The organism is Caldanaerobacter subterraneus subsp. tengcongensis MB4 (assembly GCF_000007085.1).
Classification (GTDB): Bacteria; Bacillota; Thermoanaerobacteria; order Thermoanaerobacterales; family Thermoanaerobacteraceae; genus Thermoanaerobacter; species Thermoanaerobacter subterraneus.
The window spans coordinates 274770-289217 of record NC_003869.1; the positions used below are offsets into that span (position 1 = coordinate 274770).

Sequence of the window (14448 nt, forward strand, 5' to 3'; positions counted from 1 at the left end):
AAAATGCGGATTTTACACACTTCAGATTGGCATTTAGGGAAAACTCTCGAAAATTTTTCAAGGCTTGCCGAACAAGAAAAATTTTTAGATGATTTTGTAAAAATAGCTGAAGAGAATGACGTGGATTTGGTGATAATAGCTGGAGATGTCTATGACTCTTCAAACCCTCCTGCAAAGGCAGAAATGCTGTTTTACAATACTTTAAAAAGACTCGCCAATGGAGAAAGAGTTATTTTGGCAATTGCAGGCAATCACGATAACCCGGAAAGGCTTTCTGCCGCAAGCCCTCTTGCCTATGAACAGGGAGTAATACTTTTGGGGTCTACTAAAACTATTGTGCCAACAGGAGACTTTGGCAGGTTTAAGATTCACAATTCAGGGGAAGGCTTTTTTGAGGTAGAGATAAAAGGGGAAAGGGCTGTTGTGATAGCCCTTCCCTACCCCAGCGAGAAAAGGCTTAATGAGATTTTTTCTGAAAGCCTGGAGGAGGAAGAGAGGCAGAAGAGCTATTCTGAAAGAGTCGGCAGGCTTTTTGAAGAGCTTTCAAAAAATTACAGGGAAGATACTATAAACATAGCTGTTTCGCACATTTTTGTGGCAGGGGGAGAGGAAGCAGGCTCAGAAAGGCCTATTCAGCTTGGAGGAAGTTTTACTGTGGAGTTAAGGCATCTTCCCGAAAAGGCTCAGTACATTGCTTTGGGGCACCTTCACAAGCCTCAAAGGGTTTCTGATGTACTGCCTGTGTACTATTCAGGTTCTCCTCTTCAGTACAGCAAGAGCGAGATGAATCAATCAAAATGCGCATATCTGGTGGATTTAAAAGCGGGAGAGAAAGCTTACGTAAAAGAAATTTACTTTAAAAATTATAAGCCCATTGAGGTTTTCAGGTGCGATGGGATAGATGAAGCTCTAAAAATTTGTGAAGAGTATAAGGACAAGGATGTGTGGGCTTATTTTGAAATAAAAACAGAATCTCCTCTTCCTTCCTCTCAGATAAGGGAAATGAAAAGGCTTATGCCTGATATAGTAGAGATAAGGCCAATCCTTCCGGAAGAAGAGGATGTCTTTGAAGAAATCGAGGTAGAGGATAAAGACATAAGAGAGCTGTTTCAGGAGTTTTACCTAAAAGAGAAGAAAGTTCCTCCTTCAGAAGAGATGGTGGAACTTTTTATGAGCATAATTGGGAAAGAGGATGAGGGAGCATGAAGCCTATTAGACTTAAAATTTCTGGCGTTAACAGCTTTACAGAAGAGCAAGTCATAAATTTTGAACTTCTCACTGAAAAAGGGCTTTTTGGAATATTTGGCCCGACGGGAAGCGGGAAATCCACCATAATAGATGCTATCACCCTTTCGATGTACGGAAAAATTCCCAGAAACAGCAAAGACTTTATAAACACTGACTCCCTTTCCACTTCTGTGGTATATGAATTTGAAATAGGAGTAGGGACTGAAAGAAGGAGGTACATAGTAGAGAGAAACATAAAAAAAGATTTAAAAAATGGCGGATACAAGACTACTTTGGCAAGGCTAAGAGAGATAACCGCAGAAGGAGAAAAAGTGCTGGCAGAGAAAGAAAGAGAGGTTCATCAGAAAATAGTAGAAATAATAGGACTTACTGCAGAGGACTTTACCAGATCTGTAGTACTTCCTCAGGGGAAATTTAGCGAATTTTTGAAATTAAGTGGACGAGAAAGGCGGGATATGCTGGAGAGGATTTTTGGCTTAGAAAGATATGGAAATGATTTAATGGAAAAAGTGAGGAAAGTCAAAAATGAAAAAGCTCTCCTTCTGGGGATGGTAAATGGGGAGCTTTCTCGCTATGAGGGTGTTACAGAAGAGGCTTTAAAAGAAGCGCTAGCCAAGTTAGAACTTCTTAAAGAAGAAGAAAAAAATTTGAGCGCAGAAAGAGAAGAGCTTTTAAAAGAGAGAGAAAAATTGAAAGAGATATGGGAAAGGCAAAAGGAGTTAAACCAGTTTTTAGAGAAAAAGAGATTGTTAGATGAAAAAGCCTCTGAAATAGAGGTAAAAAGAGGGAAAATTGAGAAGGCAAGAAAAGCCCTTTCTGTAAAGCCATATATAGATTCTGTAGAGGAGACAGAAAAAAAGCTTTTATTGAACAAGAAAGAACTAGAAAAACACGCTAAAGAGTTGGAGGAAGTGAGTGCGCAACTTGAAAAGATAGAGAAAGATTACGAAATAACTTTTAGGGAAAAAGAAGAGAAAATTCCTCTTCTTATTGAGAAAGAAGAAAGGCTCAAAAGGGCTGTTCAGATTGAAGATGAGATAAAAAGGCTATCTGAAGAAAGAGAAAAGCTTTTGACAGAGTATAAAAACTTAGAAAGCAATATTAAAAGGTTAGAAGAAGAAAAGGAAAAATTATTTCTTTCTATAGAAAACTTGAAGAAGAATATCGCAGAAAAGGAAGAGAAGATTGTAAGCATAAGGATTAGTACAGAAGAGAAGGAGAATGTATTTAAAGCGTTTGAGCTTGAGAAAGAGTTTGAAAGGGTCAAAAGAGAAAGAGAGGAAAAGGCTTACAAGATCGAAGAGATAGAAAAACTTGTAGAAAAGCAGAAGGGAGAGTACGAGAGGATAAAGGTGGAACTTACTGAAAAAGAGGAAGAGTTACAAAAAGAGGAAAGTAGTTTCAACCTTCTTGAAGTCCAAAAGCCTCTTTCAAGTGAAGAGCTCTTCAATTTCCAAAAAGAACTGGAGTCAAAGAGGTTAAAGCTTATAGAAGCGCAAAGGAATAAAGAATTAGAAGAAAAGCTGGAGAAAACTTTAAAAGAGGTTTTAGAGGAGAGAGAAAAGCTTGTAGGTGAGTTAGAAAAAACTGAGAGAGAATATGTAGAAAAAGGTAAAGCGCTGGATGCTTTGCAGAAAGAGATTGAAGAGATTGTCAGGAAGAACATGGCGGGAGAATTGGCAGAAGGCCTGGAAGAGGGAATGCCTTGCCCCGTATGCGGGTCTTTTCACCACATAAATCTGGCAAAGAAAGTGGACGAGAAGTTGATTGAGGAGAAAAAGAAGCTAGAAAGGGGTTTAAGAACTGAAAGAGAAGTTTTACAAGAAAAGCTCATTATGCTAAAAAGTCAGCTCTCAGGATTTACAGCAAAAGAAGAGATTTCAAGGGCTGAGCTTGAAAAAGCGAAAGAAAATTTAAGGGGCATTGATTTAGAAATTTTGAGAAAAGAGATAGAAGAGATGGAGGTAAAATTTAAAGAAGAAAAGGAAAAATTGGAGGACTGGGCGAAAGAAAAGGAGGAAAAGGAGAAAGTCCTTAAGAGATTAAAAGAAGAAAAAGGACAGCTTGCATTGGAAGAAGCTCGCATAAAAGAGAGATTGCAAAAGGATTTAAAGCTTCTTGAGGAGTATAAACTTTCTTTTGAAGGGATTGAAAGGGAATATCAGAGTCTATTGAAAGAATTAGAAAATTGGAAAGAAAAGTTGGGGTATGCGAACTTTTCAGAAAAAGTAGAGGAAATCAATCAGAAAGAAAAATTGATTGAAAAACTAAGAGAAGAAGTAGAGTCCTTAAAAAAGAATTTAGAAGAATTAAACATTAAAAGAGAAAAAGTGTTAGAAGACCTCAACCAGTTGATAGTGAGGAAGACGCAGGTAGTAGAAGTAGGGAAGGAAAAAAGAAGCGTTTTAGAGAAGATGCAAAAAGAACTCTATTCGTATTCTGAAGGGAAAGACGTAAAAAAGTATTTGGAAGATGTTCAAAAGGAAAGAGCGGAAATTCTGCAGAGAGAGAGCTTTTTAAAAAATAGGCTGGAAGAGGAGAGGAGAAAAAAGCAGGAAATAGAAAGCAAAAAAGTCTCCACTTTGGAAAATCAAATTTTATTGACCAACATGTTGAAGGAGCAAATAGAAAAATTGGAACTTTCGCTGTCGAAAGAGGGCTTTAAGACAAAGGAAGAGGCTTTAAGTTTTGTGATTAGCAGTGAAGAGATGAGTGAAATTGAAATAGAAGTAAAAAGATTTGAAAATGAATACACTTCTCTTGTCGCGAATATAGAAAGATTGGAAGGGTTTCTTAAGGGAAGGCAAATTGAAGAGGAGCATTGGAACAGATTAGAGGAAAGGATTAGAGAGTTGGAGGAGATTTTGACGGGCAAAAGAAAAGAAATTGGTGCTACAGAAAAGGCTATTCATGATATGAAGGAAAACCTGAAGAAGGTAGAAGAGTTGACCAAAAAGAAAAAAGAGTTAGAACACGTAATAGACATGCTGGAAGAACTGGATAAATTGTTCCAAGGCAATAAATTTGTGGATTTCATCGCATCAAAACAGCTCAAATACATTACTTTTTCCGCTTCAAAAAGGCTTAAAGAAATAAGCAGAGGCAGGTACGCACTAGAGATTGATTCTGAAAATAATTTTGTAATGAGGGATGACTTCAATGGCGGTGTAAGGCGTTCTGTTGATACTTTATCTGGTGGAGAGACTTTTTTGACTTCTTTATCACTTGCTTTAGCTCTTTCTTCCCACATACAGTTAAAAGGAAAAGCACCTTTAGAATTTTTCTTCCTGGATGAGGGATTTGGAAGCCTTGATTCAGAACTTCTTGACGTAGTTATGACATCACTGGAAAGGCTGAAAAAAGATAAGATGGTAGTTGGCATAATAAGCCATGTAGAAGAACTCAAAGACAGGGTCCCTGTCAAGCTCATAGTGACGCCTCCTACCGTTTCAGGAGAGGGAAGCAAAGTGAGGATAGAGTATACTTAAAAAGAGAGGGGGTTACCCTCTCTTTAATGCTTTTCTCTTACCACTTTTTCAATTGCACTCAAGGCCTTCTTTACGTCTTCTTTAGTTATGTAATAGTGAGTCACAAATCTTACTGAAAAGTCATCTCCCCCATTTACTAAAACGCCGTGTTCTTTTAACTTTAGAGAAAATTCCCTTCCTGTCATTCCAGTGCCAGAAATATCAGTCATTACTATGTTAGTTTGCACTGTTTCCATATCAAGGTCTATCCCGGGGATGTTTTTCAGACCTTCGGCCAGAAGCCTTGCATTGTCATGGTCTTCTTGAAGCCTTTTTGTCATTTTTTCAAGGGCTACGATGCCAGCAGCAGCGATGAAACCTGCCTGCCTCATTCCTCCTCCCAGCATCTTGCGGTATTTCCTCGCCCTTTCAATAAATTCTTTTGTTCCGACGACGATAGACCCGATAGGGGCACATAACCCTTTTGAAAGGCAGAACATCACGCTGTCAGCATATTTCGCAATTTCTTTTACATCTACTTTGAGATATGTCGCGGCGTTAAATATTCTGGCGCCGTCCAGATGTACAGGTATTCCATGCTTTTGTGCGATTTCATATATCTTTTTCATGACTTCAATTGGAGTCACAGTGCCACCTGCTCTATTGTGTGTGTTTTCAAGGCAGATTAGGCTTGTCTCAGGAAAGTGTATGTTTTTAGGCCTTATAGCTTTTTCCACATCTTCCGGATTTAAAACTCCTTTATTGCCCTTCAAAGTTTTTGCCTGTACTCCAGCGAGATAGCCTATCCCTCCAACTTCATAGGTTATTATGTGGGAATTTTCCTCTAGTATGATTTCTTCTCCTGGATGAGTGTGAGTCATTATTGAGACTTGGTTCCCTTGAGTTCCGCTGGTCACAAGCATTGCTGCTTCTTTTCCTAGCATTTCTGCTGCCATTTCTTCAAGTTTTCTCACAGTAGGGTCTTCTCCGTATACGTCATCGCCCACTTCAGCTTTGTACATGGCTTCTCTCATCTCAGGAGTGGGCTGGGTTACTGTGTCGCTTCTTAGGTCAATATATTTCATTTGTCCATATCCCCCTTTTTTGTTTTTCTATCTTCATTGTATCACTCTTCTGCCATTTTTCTATATAAAGTGGCAATGCTTATGCCTAATTTTTTTGCTATCAGTTTTTTGCTTTCAACGTCACTCCCGTACCTTAACATGTACTCTTTTATCACATTCTTTTCATAATTTTTTACCATTTCAGCAAGTGTCTTGCCTTCTTCAAGTGTTTTTCTGTGAAGCCTCTGATTTATTGTTTCGGGTGATATATAGTCCTTGCTTTCAAAGTTAACTGCATACTCTATCAAGTTTCTGAGCTCTCTTATATTTCCAGGGAAAGGATAACTTAAAAGCAACTTCTCACTTTCTTTCGAAAAGCCTTTTATATTTTTTCCATAGATTTTATTAAACTTTTCTAGAAAATAGTTTGCCAGTATAATTATGTCATACCCTCTTTCTCGGAGAGGCGGAATTACAATAGGTACTACATTTAACCGGTAAAATAGGTCTTCTCTAAATTTTCCCTCTAAAACCATCTGATACAGGTCTTTATGAGTGGCAGAGATTATTCGAGGGTTTACTTTTATTGGGGTATATCCACCTATTCTTACAATTTCTTTTTCTTCTAAGGCTCTCAGAAGTTTTACCTGCATAGAAAGGGGTAAGTCCCCTATTTCATCGAGAAAGATCGTACCGTCCTTTGCAAGCTCAAATTTCCCAATTTTCCCTGTCACATTTGCTCCTGTGAAGGACCCCTTTTCATACCCGAAAAGCTCGCTTTCTATTAAAGTTTCGGGGATGGCACCGCAGTTTATGGGCATGAATATCTCATTTTTGCGACTGCTTTGAAAATGTATTGCTCTGGCAAACAATTCTTTTCCTGTTCCACTTTCTCCCAAAAGAAGCACAGGGACCTCTGAATCCGCAATTTGAATTGCCTGACTCTTTGCGTACTTTATTGCGTCACTTTCTCCTACTATATCGTCAAAAGTCACAATTTCAGACATTTTAGAAGCTTTGTAGACGGATTCCTGCATTTTTGAAAAGTCAGAAAATACAAGAACTGTTCCCACCCTTTGTCCTTTTACTGCAATAGGAGAAGAATTTATTACAAACTTTATTCCTTTAATCTCTACAGGGCCTACTTCTCCCTCAAAATCCTTCTTTTCTAATTCTTGTAACAGTTTTACGGGGAAAATAGACTTTACAGGAGTTTTCTCTGAAACGTTTAACTTTTCCTTTAAATATTTGTTTACTGTCACCACTCTGTTTTGGCTGTCAAGAATTATTATTCCTTCGTTTATGGAGTTGATGAGAGTCATGAGCTCTGAGGAGCGGTATTCTATCATTACGCCCAATTTTTTCTCATTTATCTTCGTAGTTATGAGTTCACTGAACCTTTTTTCAAAATTTTTGAAGTCTTCCTGTTTGTTTAAGAAATCTATTTTTGTATTTTTGTCAAAGATGGACATTCCCAGGATTCCTATTATTTTTTCGCCGTTTCTTATGGGGATACAAAGTTCTAGCTCTTCTTTACAATTTTGGTGCTCCTCACAGGAAGCGCAAATCGGGTGCTTTCCAGGGTTTACTATGAAGTACTGCCGCCCTGTCTTTAAGGCTTTTTCAAAGGCGGAATTTTTTGGAGCGTATCTTCCGATTTTTTCTTTAAAAGGACCTGTTCCTGCAATTCTTTTCAATTTTTCGTCCACAATTGTGACATCTACGTTTGTTATGGCTTTTATGGTTTCTGCTATGCTCTGCAAATCATTTTTTATTTCTTCTAAAATGTTGTCCATAATTTCCCCTCCACGCAAAAGGGCTTTTATTATACTATACCACAATCTTTATCAAAAGTGATAAGGATTTTTCATAATTGAGAAGTAAAAAAGGCGTTGCAGTAAGAAATAAAAAACTATAAAACGTTTACTGTTATCAGAAATGAGAAATATGCTTTTTCAAAGGTTTATTTTCGGGTGAATATTTGTGGCATAAAAATTGCGTAATAAAAATGCGGGTAAATAAAACTTTTGGAGTGATTAGTATGAGAAAAGACCTTTTAATATTAACAGATATTTTAAAGGCAAATGTGGCGCCTGCTCTGGGCTGTACAGAGCCTGGAGCTGTAGCTTATGCTGTCTCAAAAGCTAGAGAAATTTTAGGGGAAGAGCCACGGGAAGTATATGTAGCAGTAGATAGGGATATTTTAAAAAATGGAATGTTTGTTTCTATTCCTGGCACAAAGGAAAAAGGCCTTGTGTTTGCTGCTGCACTGGCTCTTGTTTGTGGGAAATCTGAGTATAAGCTGGAGGCTTTAAGAGAAGCAACAGAAGAAGATATTAAAAAGGCTCACAAAATAGTAAATAGAAAAGCTGTAAAGATTGTTCTTGAAAAAGATGCAGAAGGACTTTATATAAAAGCTTCTGTCGTAGGGGATAAACACAGAGCCACTGTTATAGTAAAAGATGCTCATGACAACATTGTATATGAAGAAAGAGATGGAGTTGTGCTAAAAGCAAAAGAGGAGAATTTAAAGGAGGACAAGTCTTGGCTTAAAGCGAAAATTAAAGAATTCACAATAGAGGATTTTCTGGATTACTGCGACAGTGTGGATTTTAAAGAGATTGAATTTATAGGCGAAGGAATAGAAATGAACAAAAAGATAGCTTACGCAGGGCTGAATGAAGAGGTAGGGGTAGGCATTGGAAAGATGTTAAAAAGACAGATAAGGGATGAAGAATCTTTGGCAAAAGCTTTAACAGCAGCCGCTTCAGAGGCGAGAATGTCTGGATATCCACTTCCGGTTATGAGCAGTGCAGGTTCTGGAAATCACGGGCTTGTGGCAATACTGCCCATTGCGATCATAGGGGAAGAAAGAGGTTATGACAGGGAAAAGATTATAAGAGCTATAACGTTAAGCCATCTTTTAACTGCCTATGTTAAAGCTTATATAGGTGTTTTGTCTCCTATATGTGGCTGTGGAGTTGCAGCAGGTGTGGGGATGAGCGCAGGGCTAACTTATCTATTGGGAGGTAGTAGGAAACAGATAAAAGGAGCAGTCAGCAACATGCTGGCGGGGCTTTCTGGGATGATATGCGATGGTGCCAAGATTGGATGCGCGTACAAACTTTCTATTTCGGTCACAGCGGCATTAGAAGCGTCAAAATTCGCCATGGAAAATATATTCATACCTTCTGACAACGGAATTTTGGGAAATACGGCAGAAGAAAGCATAAAGAATTTGGGCAGGATTTCTGTTGAAGGCATGAAAAACGCAGATGATGTAATTCTGGATATAATGTTAAAAAAACAATAAAAGCGGGCTTGAAGATTTCAAGCCCGCTTTGTTGAAAAAAAGGGATATTTTATGGGTGACCTTATTTCAAAGGTTTGTGTACGAACCACCAGTCAAAAGCCTCAATTTCTTTTGCCTTTATCTTTTCTTTTCTCTCATTGGCAGAAGCTTCATCAGTGGAAGGAGGAACTATAACGTGGTCTTTAATTAAGTAGTTGTTTGGCCACTTCTCAGGAAGTGCGACGCCGTACTGGTCTGCTGTTTGCAGTGCTTTCAGCGCTCTTAGTATTTCATCCACGTTTCTTCCTACTTCCTGTGGATAGTACATGATAAGCCTTATTACTCCTTTGTCATCTACAATGAATACTGCTCTCACTGTGTTTGTTCCTTTTCCTGGATGAATCATTCCTAATTGGTTGGATACTCTTCCTAGTTCATCGGCTATTACTGGGAAGGGGATTTGTACTCCTGTGTTGTCCTTTATCCACTCTACCCATTTGATGTGAGAGAATACCTGGTCGACTGAAAGCCCAATGAGTTCAGTGTTTAATTGCTTGAATTCCTCAGCTTTTCTTGCAAATTCTACAAACTCTGTTGTGCAAACTGGTGTGAAGTCCGCTGGATGGCTGAAGAGCACAAACCATTTTCCTGCATAGTCTTCAGGCAATCTCTTTACTCCGTGAGTTGTCATTACCTCCATAGATGGGAATTTTTCTCCTAGTAACTTCATTCTAATTTCCTCCATTTTACTCTTCCTCCTTATTATTTTTTATTTTTTCATTGCATTTTTTGCATATGCCATAGGCATTTATGTCAATGCTCTTAATTGTAAACCCTTCTAATTCATTGACCTCTAAAATTTTGTCAGTTACAGGGAAGTCATAAACTTTTCCGCACACTTCGCACTTAAAGTGACCGTGCAAGTAAGTGTTGATGTCGTAACGCAGCTCTTTTTCTTTGAGGGATAAAGTGTTTACAACGCCCTTTTCAAGAAATAGGTCTAAAGTGTTATAAACACTGGTTTTTGAAAGAGTTGGTATGTCATTTACCAGCGACTTGTATATGTCTTCTGCAGTTGGATGTATTCTGTTTTCCAAAAGATACTGAAGGATTTTAAGCCTTATTGTAGAAGGCCTTATCCCATGTTTTTTAAGGTAGTCCTTTAATTCCTCCACCTTGTAAGTCATTTTCATTACTTCTTTCTTTAAATTATTTTGCTGCATAATAGCATCTTTTGGGTGATATTATTAGGTTTTCCTTTTTTAATTCTTTTATAGCCTTGTCTACCTCTTTTTTGTCTAAATTTGCTTTTTCGGCAATGTCACCTGGCCTTAGAGGTTGAGGGGATTCTTTTAAAGTTTTCAAGACTAGTTCCTTTACTTCCATTTTCTCACCTCTTTAAATTAAATTCAATTTTGTACTGAGTTCAATTTTATTATAATACCAATCTTTATTCTTGTCAATAGTTTTTTAAAAAAATTTTTATCTGCGAATAATAATTATTGTTTGAGTGTCGTAAACTCTTTAGAGATAAAATCCATTTGACAATTTTAAGCGCAAGGTATATTATAAAAATAGAATGCATTCGGTTGCATTAATTGCTCCATTATGCTTTTATTTTTTTGAAGAGTTATGCATTCGATTGCATTGATGGATAAGGAAATATCTAGAATAGGAGAGAACACTATGTCTGAGATAAGATTTGATTTAGTTACAGGGAAAATGGTGATTATAGCGGTTGAGAGGGCGAAAAGGCCTCATGACTTTGCAATTGCTCATCAGGAAAAGAAGGGAAGCAAAGATTGTCCTTTTTGTCCGAGAAATGAAAATATGACGCCTCCTTCTCTTGTGGAGATAAAAGATGGACAAGGGAAGTGGCTTGTGAGGGGGTTCACAAATAAATTCGCAGCGTTAAATACGGAGGTAAAAGAGATTGATGTGCCTTCTCTTTACAGAGGAGAGTACGGCTATGGTGTGGCAGAAGTGATTGTGGAATCTCCTTACCACGATGTTACTTTTGGGAATTTGACTTTGGAACAGATGAAAAGGGTGTTTCACGCCATAATTGAAAGATACAGATCAATTGTGAAAGATGAAAAGATAAAGTACGTTCAGGTTTTTAAGAATTTTGGGCCAAGAGGAGGGGCTTCTCTTGAGCACGGCCATTGGCAGGTCATAGCAATTCCTTTTATCCCCGAGCTGGTGAACAGGGAAGTTGAGGGCACTCAGGAGTATATAAAAAAGGAAAGAAAATGCCCTTACTGCGAAATTATTGAGTACGAAAGAGAAGCAGGTGTGAGATTGATAGGGGAGAATGAAAAGTTTGTGGCAATAGCTCCATATGCTTCTCAGTATCCTTATGAGTCGTGGATAATTCCAAAAGAGCATCAGGAAAAGTTTGAGGAGATAGATGAGGATTCTCTCTCAAAATTTGTGGAGATTTTAAAGCCTTTGATTGAGAAATACGAGAAAGAGTTTGAGATGCCTCCTTACAACATTGTCCTTCACACTCTGCCTCCTCGGGATATAAGAAATTACCACTGGCATATAGAAATTGCTCCTAGGCTTACGATAGCGGCAGGGTTCGAGCTGGGCACAGGTGTGCATATAAACCCTGTCTCTCCAGAGCTTGCTGCTTCGATTTTAAAATTACAAAATTTATGAAGGAAAGAAGTGGTGTAATGGAAAAAATTATATCACAAATAAAAGGCGAAAACTTGAAAAAATTTAGGTGGTTTCAGGAAAAAGCCCATGAAATTTTAAACCTGTTTGTCAAGGATTATCTTATTGTTTATGAGAGAAAAGAAGAGATATTGGCAGTGATAATTTTAGGCATCATGCTTAAAACTCCTTTAAGTTTTAATCCGTTTACTGCCTTTTATTATCTTCCAGTGTTCATATCAAAAAATTTTAAGAAGGCTGATTTGATAGATGAGGTAGAGGTGGAAGGCGAAAGGTACTTCATATACGATGCAGTTGACTCTCTTCCCTATGTAAAGTGGCTGAATGAAGTTTTAACAACAAGAAAAGCTGTAGAATTTCGCTCAGGGGCAAAGCTTGTCCCATATGTTGTGAAGGATGAAGATATATACAAAGTAAAGAGATTGAGCAATAAATCTACAAACAGTCTGACTTATTTGAGGAAAGATGAAATAATAAAAACTTACAGGAAGTTTGCGGAGGGAATAAACCCTGATTTAGAGATGACATTTGAGCTTAAAAAAGCAGGATTTGAAAATGTACAGGATATAAGAGGTTATTTTTTGTATGAGCTGCCGACAGGGGAAAAATATACAGTAGCTATGGTAGTAGAGTATATAAAAAATGAAGGAGATATGTGGCAGTACACACAGCAGTATTTGAAAGATGTAATTTATAGAAGAACTGAGGGAATTGATTTTACAGAATATGTTAGAGAAGTTAAGGAGATAGCTAGGATTATTGGAGAAATGCACAGTAAATTGTCATTTACAAAGATAGACATAAGTCAGGAAAATGTAGAAAAGATTCTAGAAAGTATAAAAGGAAATTTTTCTAAGCTTTTGGCTTTTGTAGAAGGTAAACAATTTGATGAAGGCACGACTTCTTTGCTTGATACCATAAAAGACTTTGGACAGTTTATTTTTGAAGGATTGGATGAGTTTTCTCATATTTCCCTTGGTAAGTACATGAGGTGCCATGGAGACCTTCATCTTGAGCAAATTTTAAAGACAGAGAGAGGATATGTGATAATAGATTTTGAAGGGGAACCTACAAAGCCCATAGAGGTGAGAAGAGAGAAGATATCCCCTTTAAAAGATGTGGCAGGGATGCTCAGGTCTTTCAACTATGCTGCTTATGCTGCTTATTTTAATTATTTAGAAAAAGAAATGAAGAGAGAGGATGAAGAAGTAGAGAAACTCCTGATTTCATGGGAAAAAGAAGTGGAGGAAGCCTTTATTGAAGGGTACCTTAAAGCAGTATCAGAAGAGGCTTCAGATGTGCTACCTAAAGAAGAAAACTTCTTAAAAGTTTTGGCTCTTTTTAAACTAGATAAGGCACTTTTTGAAGGTATTTACGAGGTAAACAACAGGCCTACTTGGTTTAAGATACCTTTAAAGGGTATTTTAGAATGCATTGAAGAGCTCAAAAAACCGCAGGAAATGGGGGTTAGCTATGGATAATTTAAAAGTCACGGTGTTTACCAATGAATACCCTCCTAATATTTATGGAGGAGCAGGTGTTCATGTAGACTACCTGACCAGAGAGTTGTCCAAGTTAATGAAAGTAGATGTGAGGTGTTTTGGGGACCAGAAATTTTTTTCGGAGAATTTGACTGTAAAGGGATATAAAGAGTGGGAGGAGTTAAAAGAAGGGTTAGATCCTAGGTATCAAAAAGTTTTAGGTCCTTTTTCAATAGATTTGGCGATGGTGAAGGACCCTGTTGATTCCGATGTCCTTCATTGCCACACCTGGTACACCTTCATGGCAGGCTTTTTAGCTAAAAAGCTTTATGATAAGCCTTTAGTTGTGACAATTCACAGCCTTGAGCCCTTAAGGCCGTGGAAAGAAGAACAGTTGGGGAATGGGTATAAATTGAGTTCCTGGATGGAAAAAACAGGAATTAAAGCTGCTGACAGGATTATAGCCGTCTCCCAAGGCTCAAAAGAGGACATATTGAAATATTACGACGTTCCTGAAGAAAAGATAGAGGTCATATACAATGGGATAGATTTAAAGGAGTACAAAAAGATAGATAGAAATGTTGCTAGAAAAAAGTACGGAATTGAAGGAAGGTACATTCTCTTTGTAGGGAGAATATCTAGGCAGAAAGGGATTACTCACTTGATAGATGCAGTGAAATATTTGCCTAAGGATGTAAAAGTGGTGCTGTGCGCCAGCTCTCCAGACACGCCAGAGGTGTTGGAAGAGGTAGAGCAAAAGGTGAAGTTGCACGACAATATAATTTGGATAAACAAAATGGTGGAAAAAGAAGATATCGTAGAGCTTTATAGCAATGCAGAAGTGTTTGTGTGCCCTTCTATTTATGAGCCCTTTGGCATAATAAATTTGGAAGCGATGGCTTGTGAGACTCCCGTTGTGGCAAGCGCTACAGGTGGGATTAAAGAAGTTGTGGTGCATGAGGAGACAGGCTTTTTGGTAGAGCCGGGAAACTCTGAAGAGCTTGCGAAATATATAAATATTCTCCTGGAGAATAGAGAGTTGGCAAAGAAATTTGGGATAAATGGAAGGAAAAGAGTTGAGGAGATGTTCAGCTGGGGAAGTATTGCTAAAAAGACCTATGAAATGTATAGGAAGGTTGTACAAGAGTATAAAAAAGCGAAAAAGTAAAGCAGGGCTAAATTGCACTGTTTATAATGTTAAAAAGTAGAGAAGT

General features: G+C 37.9%; 11 protein-coding genes. 6 read left to right on the plus strand and 5 right to left on the minus strand.

What is annotated here, in order from left to right; translation table 11 throughout:
• The first annotated feature begins 3 nt into the window (after positions 1 to 3).
• Both TTE_RS01280 and TTE_RS01285 read left to right on the plus strand, forming a co-directional pair.
• Positions 4 to 1206: a metallophosphoesterase family protein gene (locus TTE_RS01280; RefSeq protein ID WP_009609999.1), complete on the plus strand. Its 1203-nt coding sequence runs from the start codon at positions 4 to 6 to the stop codon at positions 1204 to 1206.
• Entirely contained in the window at positions 1203 to 4736 is a 3534-nt protein-coding gene (locus TTE_RS01285) for an AAA family ATPase (protein ID WP_011024734.1), read from the plus strand. Before TTE_RS01280 ends, TTE_RS01285 begins: the two co-directional genes overlap by 4 nt.
• Before the next feature lie 23 nt (positions 4737 to 4759).
• On the opposite strand, the gene ltaE is transcribed toward TTE_RS01285, so the two are convergent.
• Positions 4760 to 5800, minus strand: coding sequence for a low-specificity L-threonine aldolase (ltaE, locus tag TTE_RS01290; protein ID WP_011024735.1), 1041 nt, complete (start codon positions 5798 to 5800; stop codon positions 4760 to 4762).
• 41 nt (positions 5801 to 5841) lie between these two features.
• Positions 5842 to 7575, minus strand: coding sequence for a sigma-54-dependent Fis family transcriptional regulator (locus TTE_RS01295; protein ID WP_041587085.1), 1734 nt, complete (start codon positions 7573 to 7575; stop codon positions 5842 to 5844).
• A gap of 245 nt (positions 7576 to 7820) precedes the next feature.
• Between TTE_RS01295 and TTE_RS01300 the strand changes: the two genes are divergently transcribed.
• On the plus strand, positions 7821 to 9092 hold the full coding sequence (locus TTE_RS01300) for a serine dehydratase subunit alpha family protein (protein WP_011024737.1): 1272 nt from the start codon (positions 7821 to 7823) through the stop codon (positions 9090 to 9092).
• A 61-nt stretch (positions 9093 to 9153) separates the two neighbouring features.
• Here TTE_RS01300 and TTE_RS01305 read toward each other — a convergent pair whose 3' ends face one another.
• The 3 genes from TTE_RS01305 to TTE_RS01315 are packed head-to-tail and all read right to left on the minus strand — an operon-like array spanning position 9154 to position 10457.
• Positions 9154 to 9816 (minus strand): peroxiredoxin, encoded by a 663-nt coding sequence (locus TTE_RS01305; protein WP_009609986.1) that lies wholly within the window; start codon positions 9814 to 9816, stop codon positions 9154 to 9156.
• 1 nt (position 9817) lies between these two features.
• The gene (locus TTE_RS01310) at positions 9818 to 10264 is read right to left on the minus strand and encodes a Fur family transcriptional regulator (RefSeq protein ID WP_041587264.1); all 447 of its coding nucleotides are present in this window, start codon (positions 10262 to 10264) and stop codon (positions 9818 to 9820) included.
• A 16-nt stretch (positions 10265 to 10280) separates the two neighbouring features.
• Positions 10281 to 10457: a MarR family transcriptional regulator gene (locus TTE_RS01315; RefSeq protein ID WP_011024739.1), complete on the minus strand. Its 177-nt coding sequence runs from the start codon at positions 10455 to 10457 to the stop codon at positions 10281 to 10283.
• 300 nt (positions 10458 to 10757) lie between these two features.
• On the opposite strand from TTE_RS01315, the gene galT reads away from it, so the two are divergent.
• Genes galT through glgA form a run of 3 tightly spaced genes read left to right on the plus strand, consistent with a single transcriptional unit; the run spans position 10758 to position 14402 of the window.
• Positions 10758 to 11735 carry a galactose-1-phosphate uridylyltransferase gene (galT, locus tag TTE_RS01320; protein ID WP_011024740.1) on the plus strand — a complete coding sequence of 326 codons (978 nt, stop codon included), beginning with the start codon at positions 10758 to 10760 and terminating at the stop codon, positions 11733 to 11735.
• A 17-nt stretch (positions 11736 to 11752) separates the two neighbouring features.
• Complete coding sequence (locus TTE_RS01325) at positions 11753 to 13234, plus strand: hypothetical protein (RefSeq protein WP_226990148.1); 1482 nt, start codon at positions 11753 to 11755, stop codon at positions 13232 to 13234.
• Positions 13227 to 14402, plus strand: a complete 1176-nt coding sequence (gene glgA / locus TTE_RS01330; protein ID WP_041587086.1) for a glycogen synthase — start codon at positions 13227 to 13229, stop codon at positions 14400 to 14402. Before TTE_RS01325 ends, glgA begins: the two co-directional genes overlap by 8 nt.
• Positions 14403 to 14448: the final 46 nt, after the last annotated feature.

Coding starts and splice junctions, on each gene's coding strand:
- TTE_RS01280 (WP_009609999.1), top strand. CDS start 4: ATGCGGATTTTACACACTTCAGATTGGCATTTAGGGAAAACTCTCGAA.
- TTE_RS01285 (WP_011024734.1), top strand. CDS start 1,203: ATGAAGCCTATTAGACTTAAAATTTCTGGCGTTAACAGCTTTACAGAA.
- ltaE (WP_011024735.1), bottom strand. CDS start 5,800: ATGAAATATATTGACCTAAGAAGCGACACAGTAACCCAGCCCACTCCT.
- TTE_RS01295 (WP_041587085.1), bottom strand. CDS start 7,575: ATGGACAACATTTTAGAAGAAATAAAAAATGATTTGCAGAGCATAGCA.
- TTE_RS01300 (WP_011024737.1), top strand. CDS start 7,821: ATGAGAAAAGACCTTTTAATATTAACAGATATTTTAAAGGCAAATGTG.
- TTE_RS01305 (WP_009609986.1), bottom strand. CDS start 9,816: ATGGAGGAAATTAGAATGAAGTTACTAGGAGAAAAATTCCCATCTATG.
- TTE_RS01310 (WP_041587264.1), bottom strand. CDS start 10,264: ATGAAAATGACTTACAAGGTGGAGGAATTAAAGGACTACCTTAAAAAA.
- TTE_RS01315 (WP_011024739.1), bottom strand. CDS start 10,457: ATGGAAGTAAAGGAACTAGTCTTGAAAACTTTAAAAGAATCCCCTCAA.
- galT (WP_011024740.1), top strand. CDS start 10,758: ATGTCTGAGATAAGATTTGATTTAGTTACAGGGAAAATGGTGATTATA.
- TTE_RS01325 (WP_226990148.1), top strand. CDS start 11,753: ATGGAAAAAATTATATCACAAATAAAAGGCGAAAACTTGAAAAAATTT.
- glgA (WP_041587086.1), top strand. CDS start 13,227: ATGGATAATTTAAAAGTCACGGTGTTTACCAATGAATACCCTCCTAAT.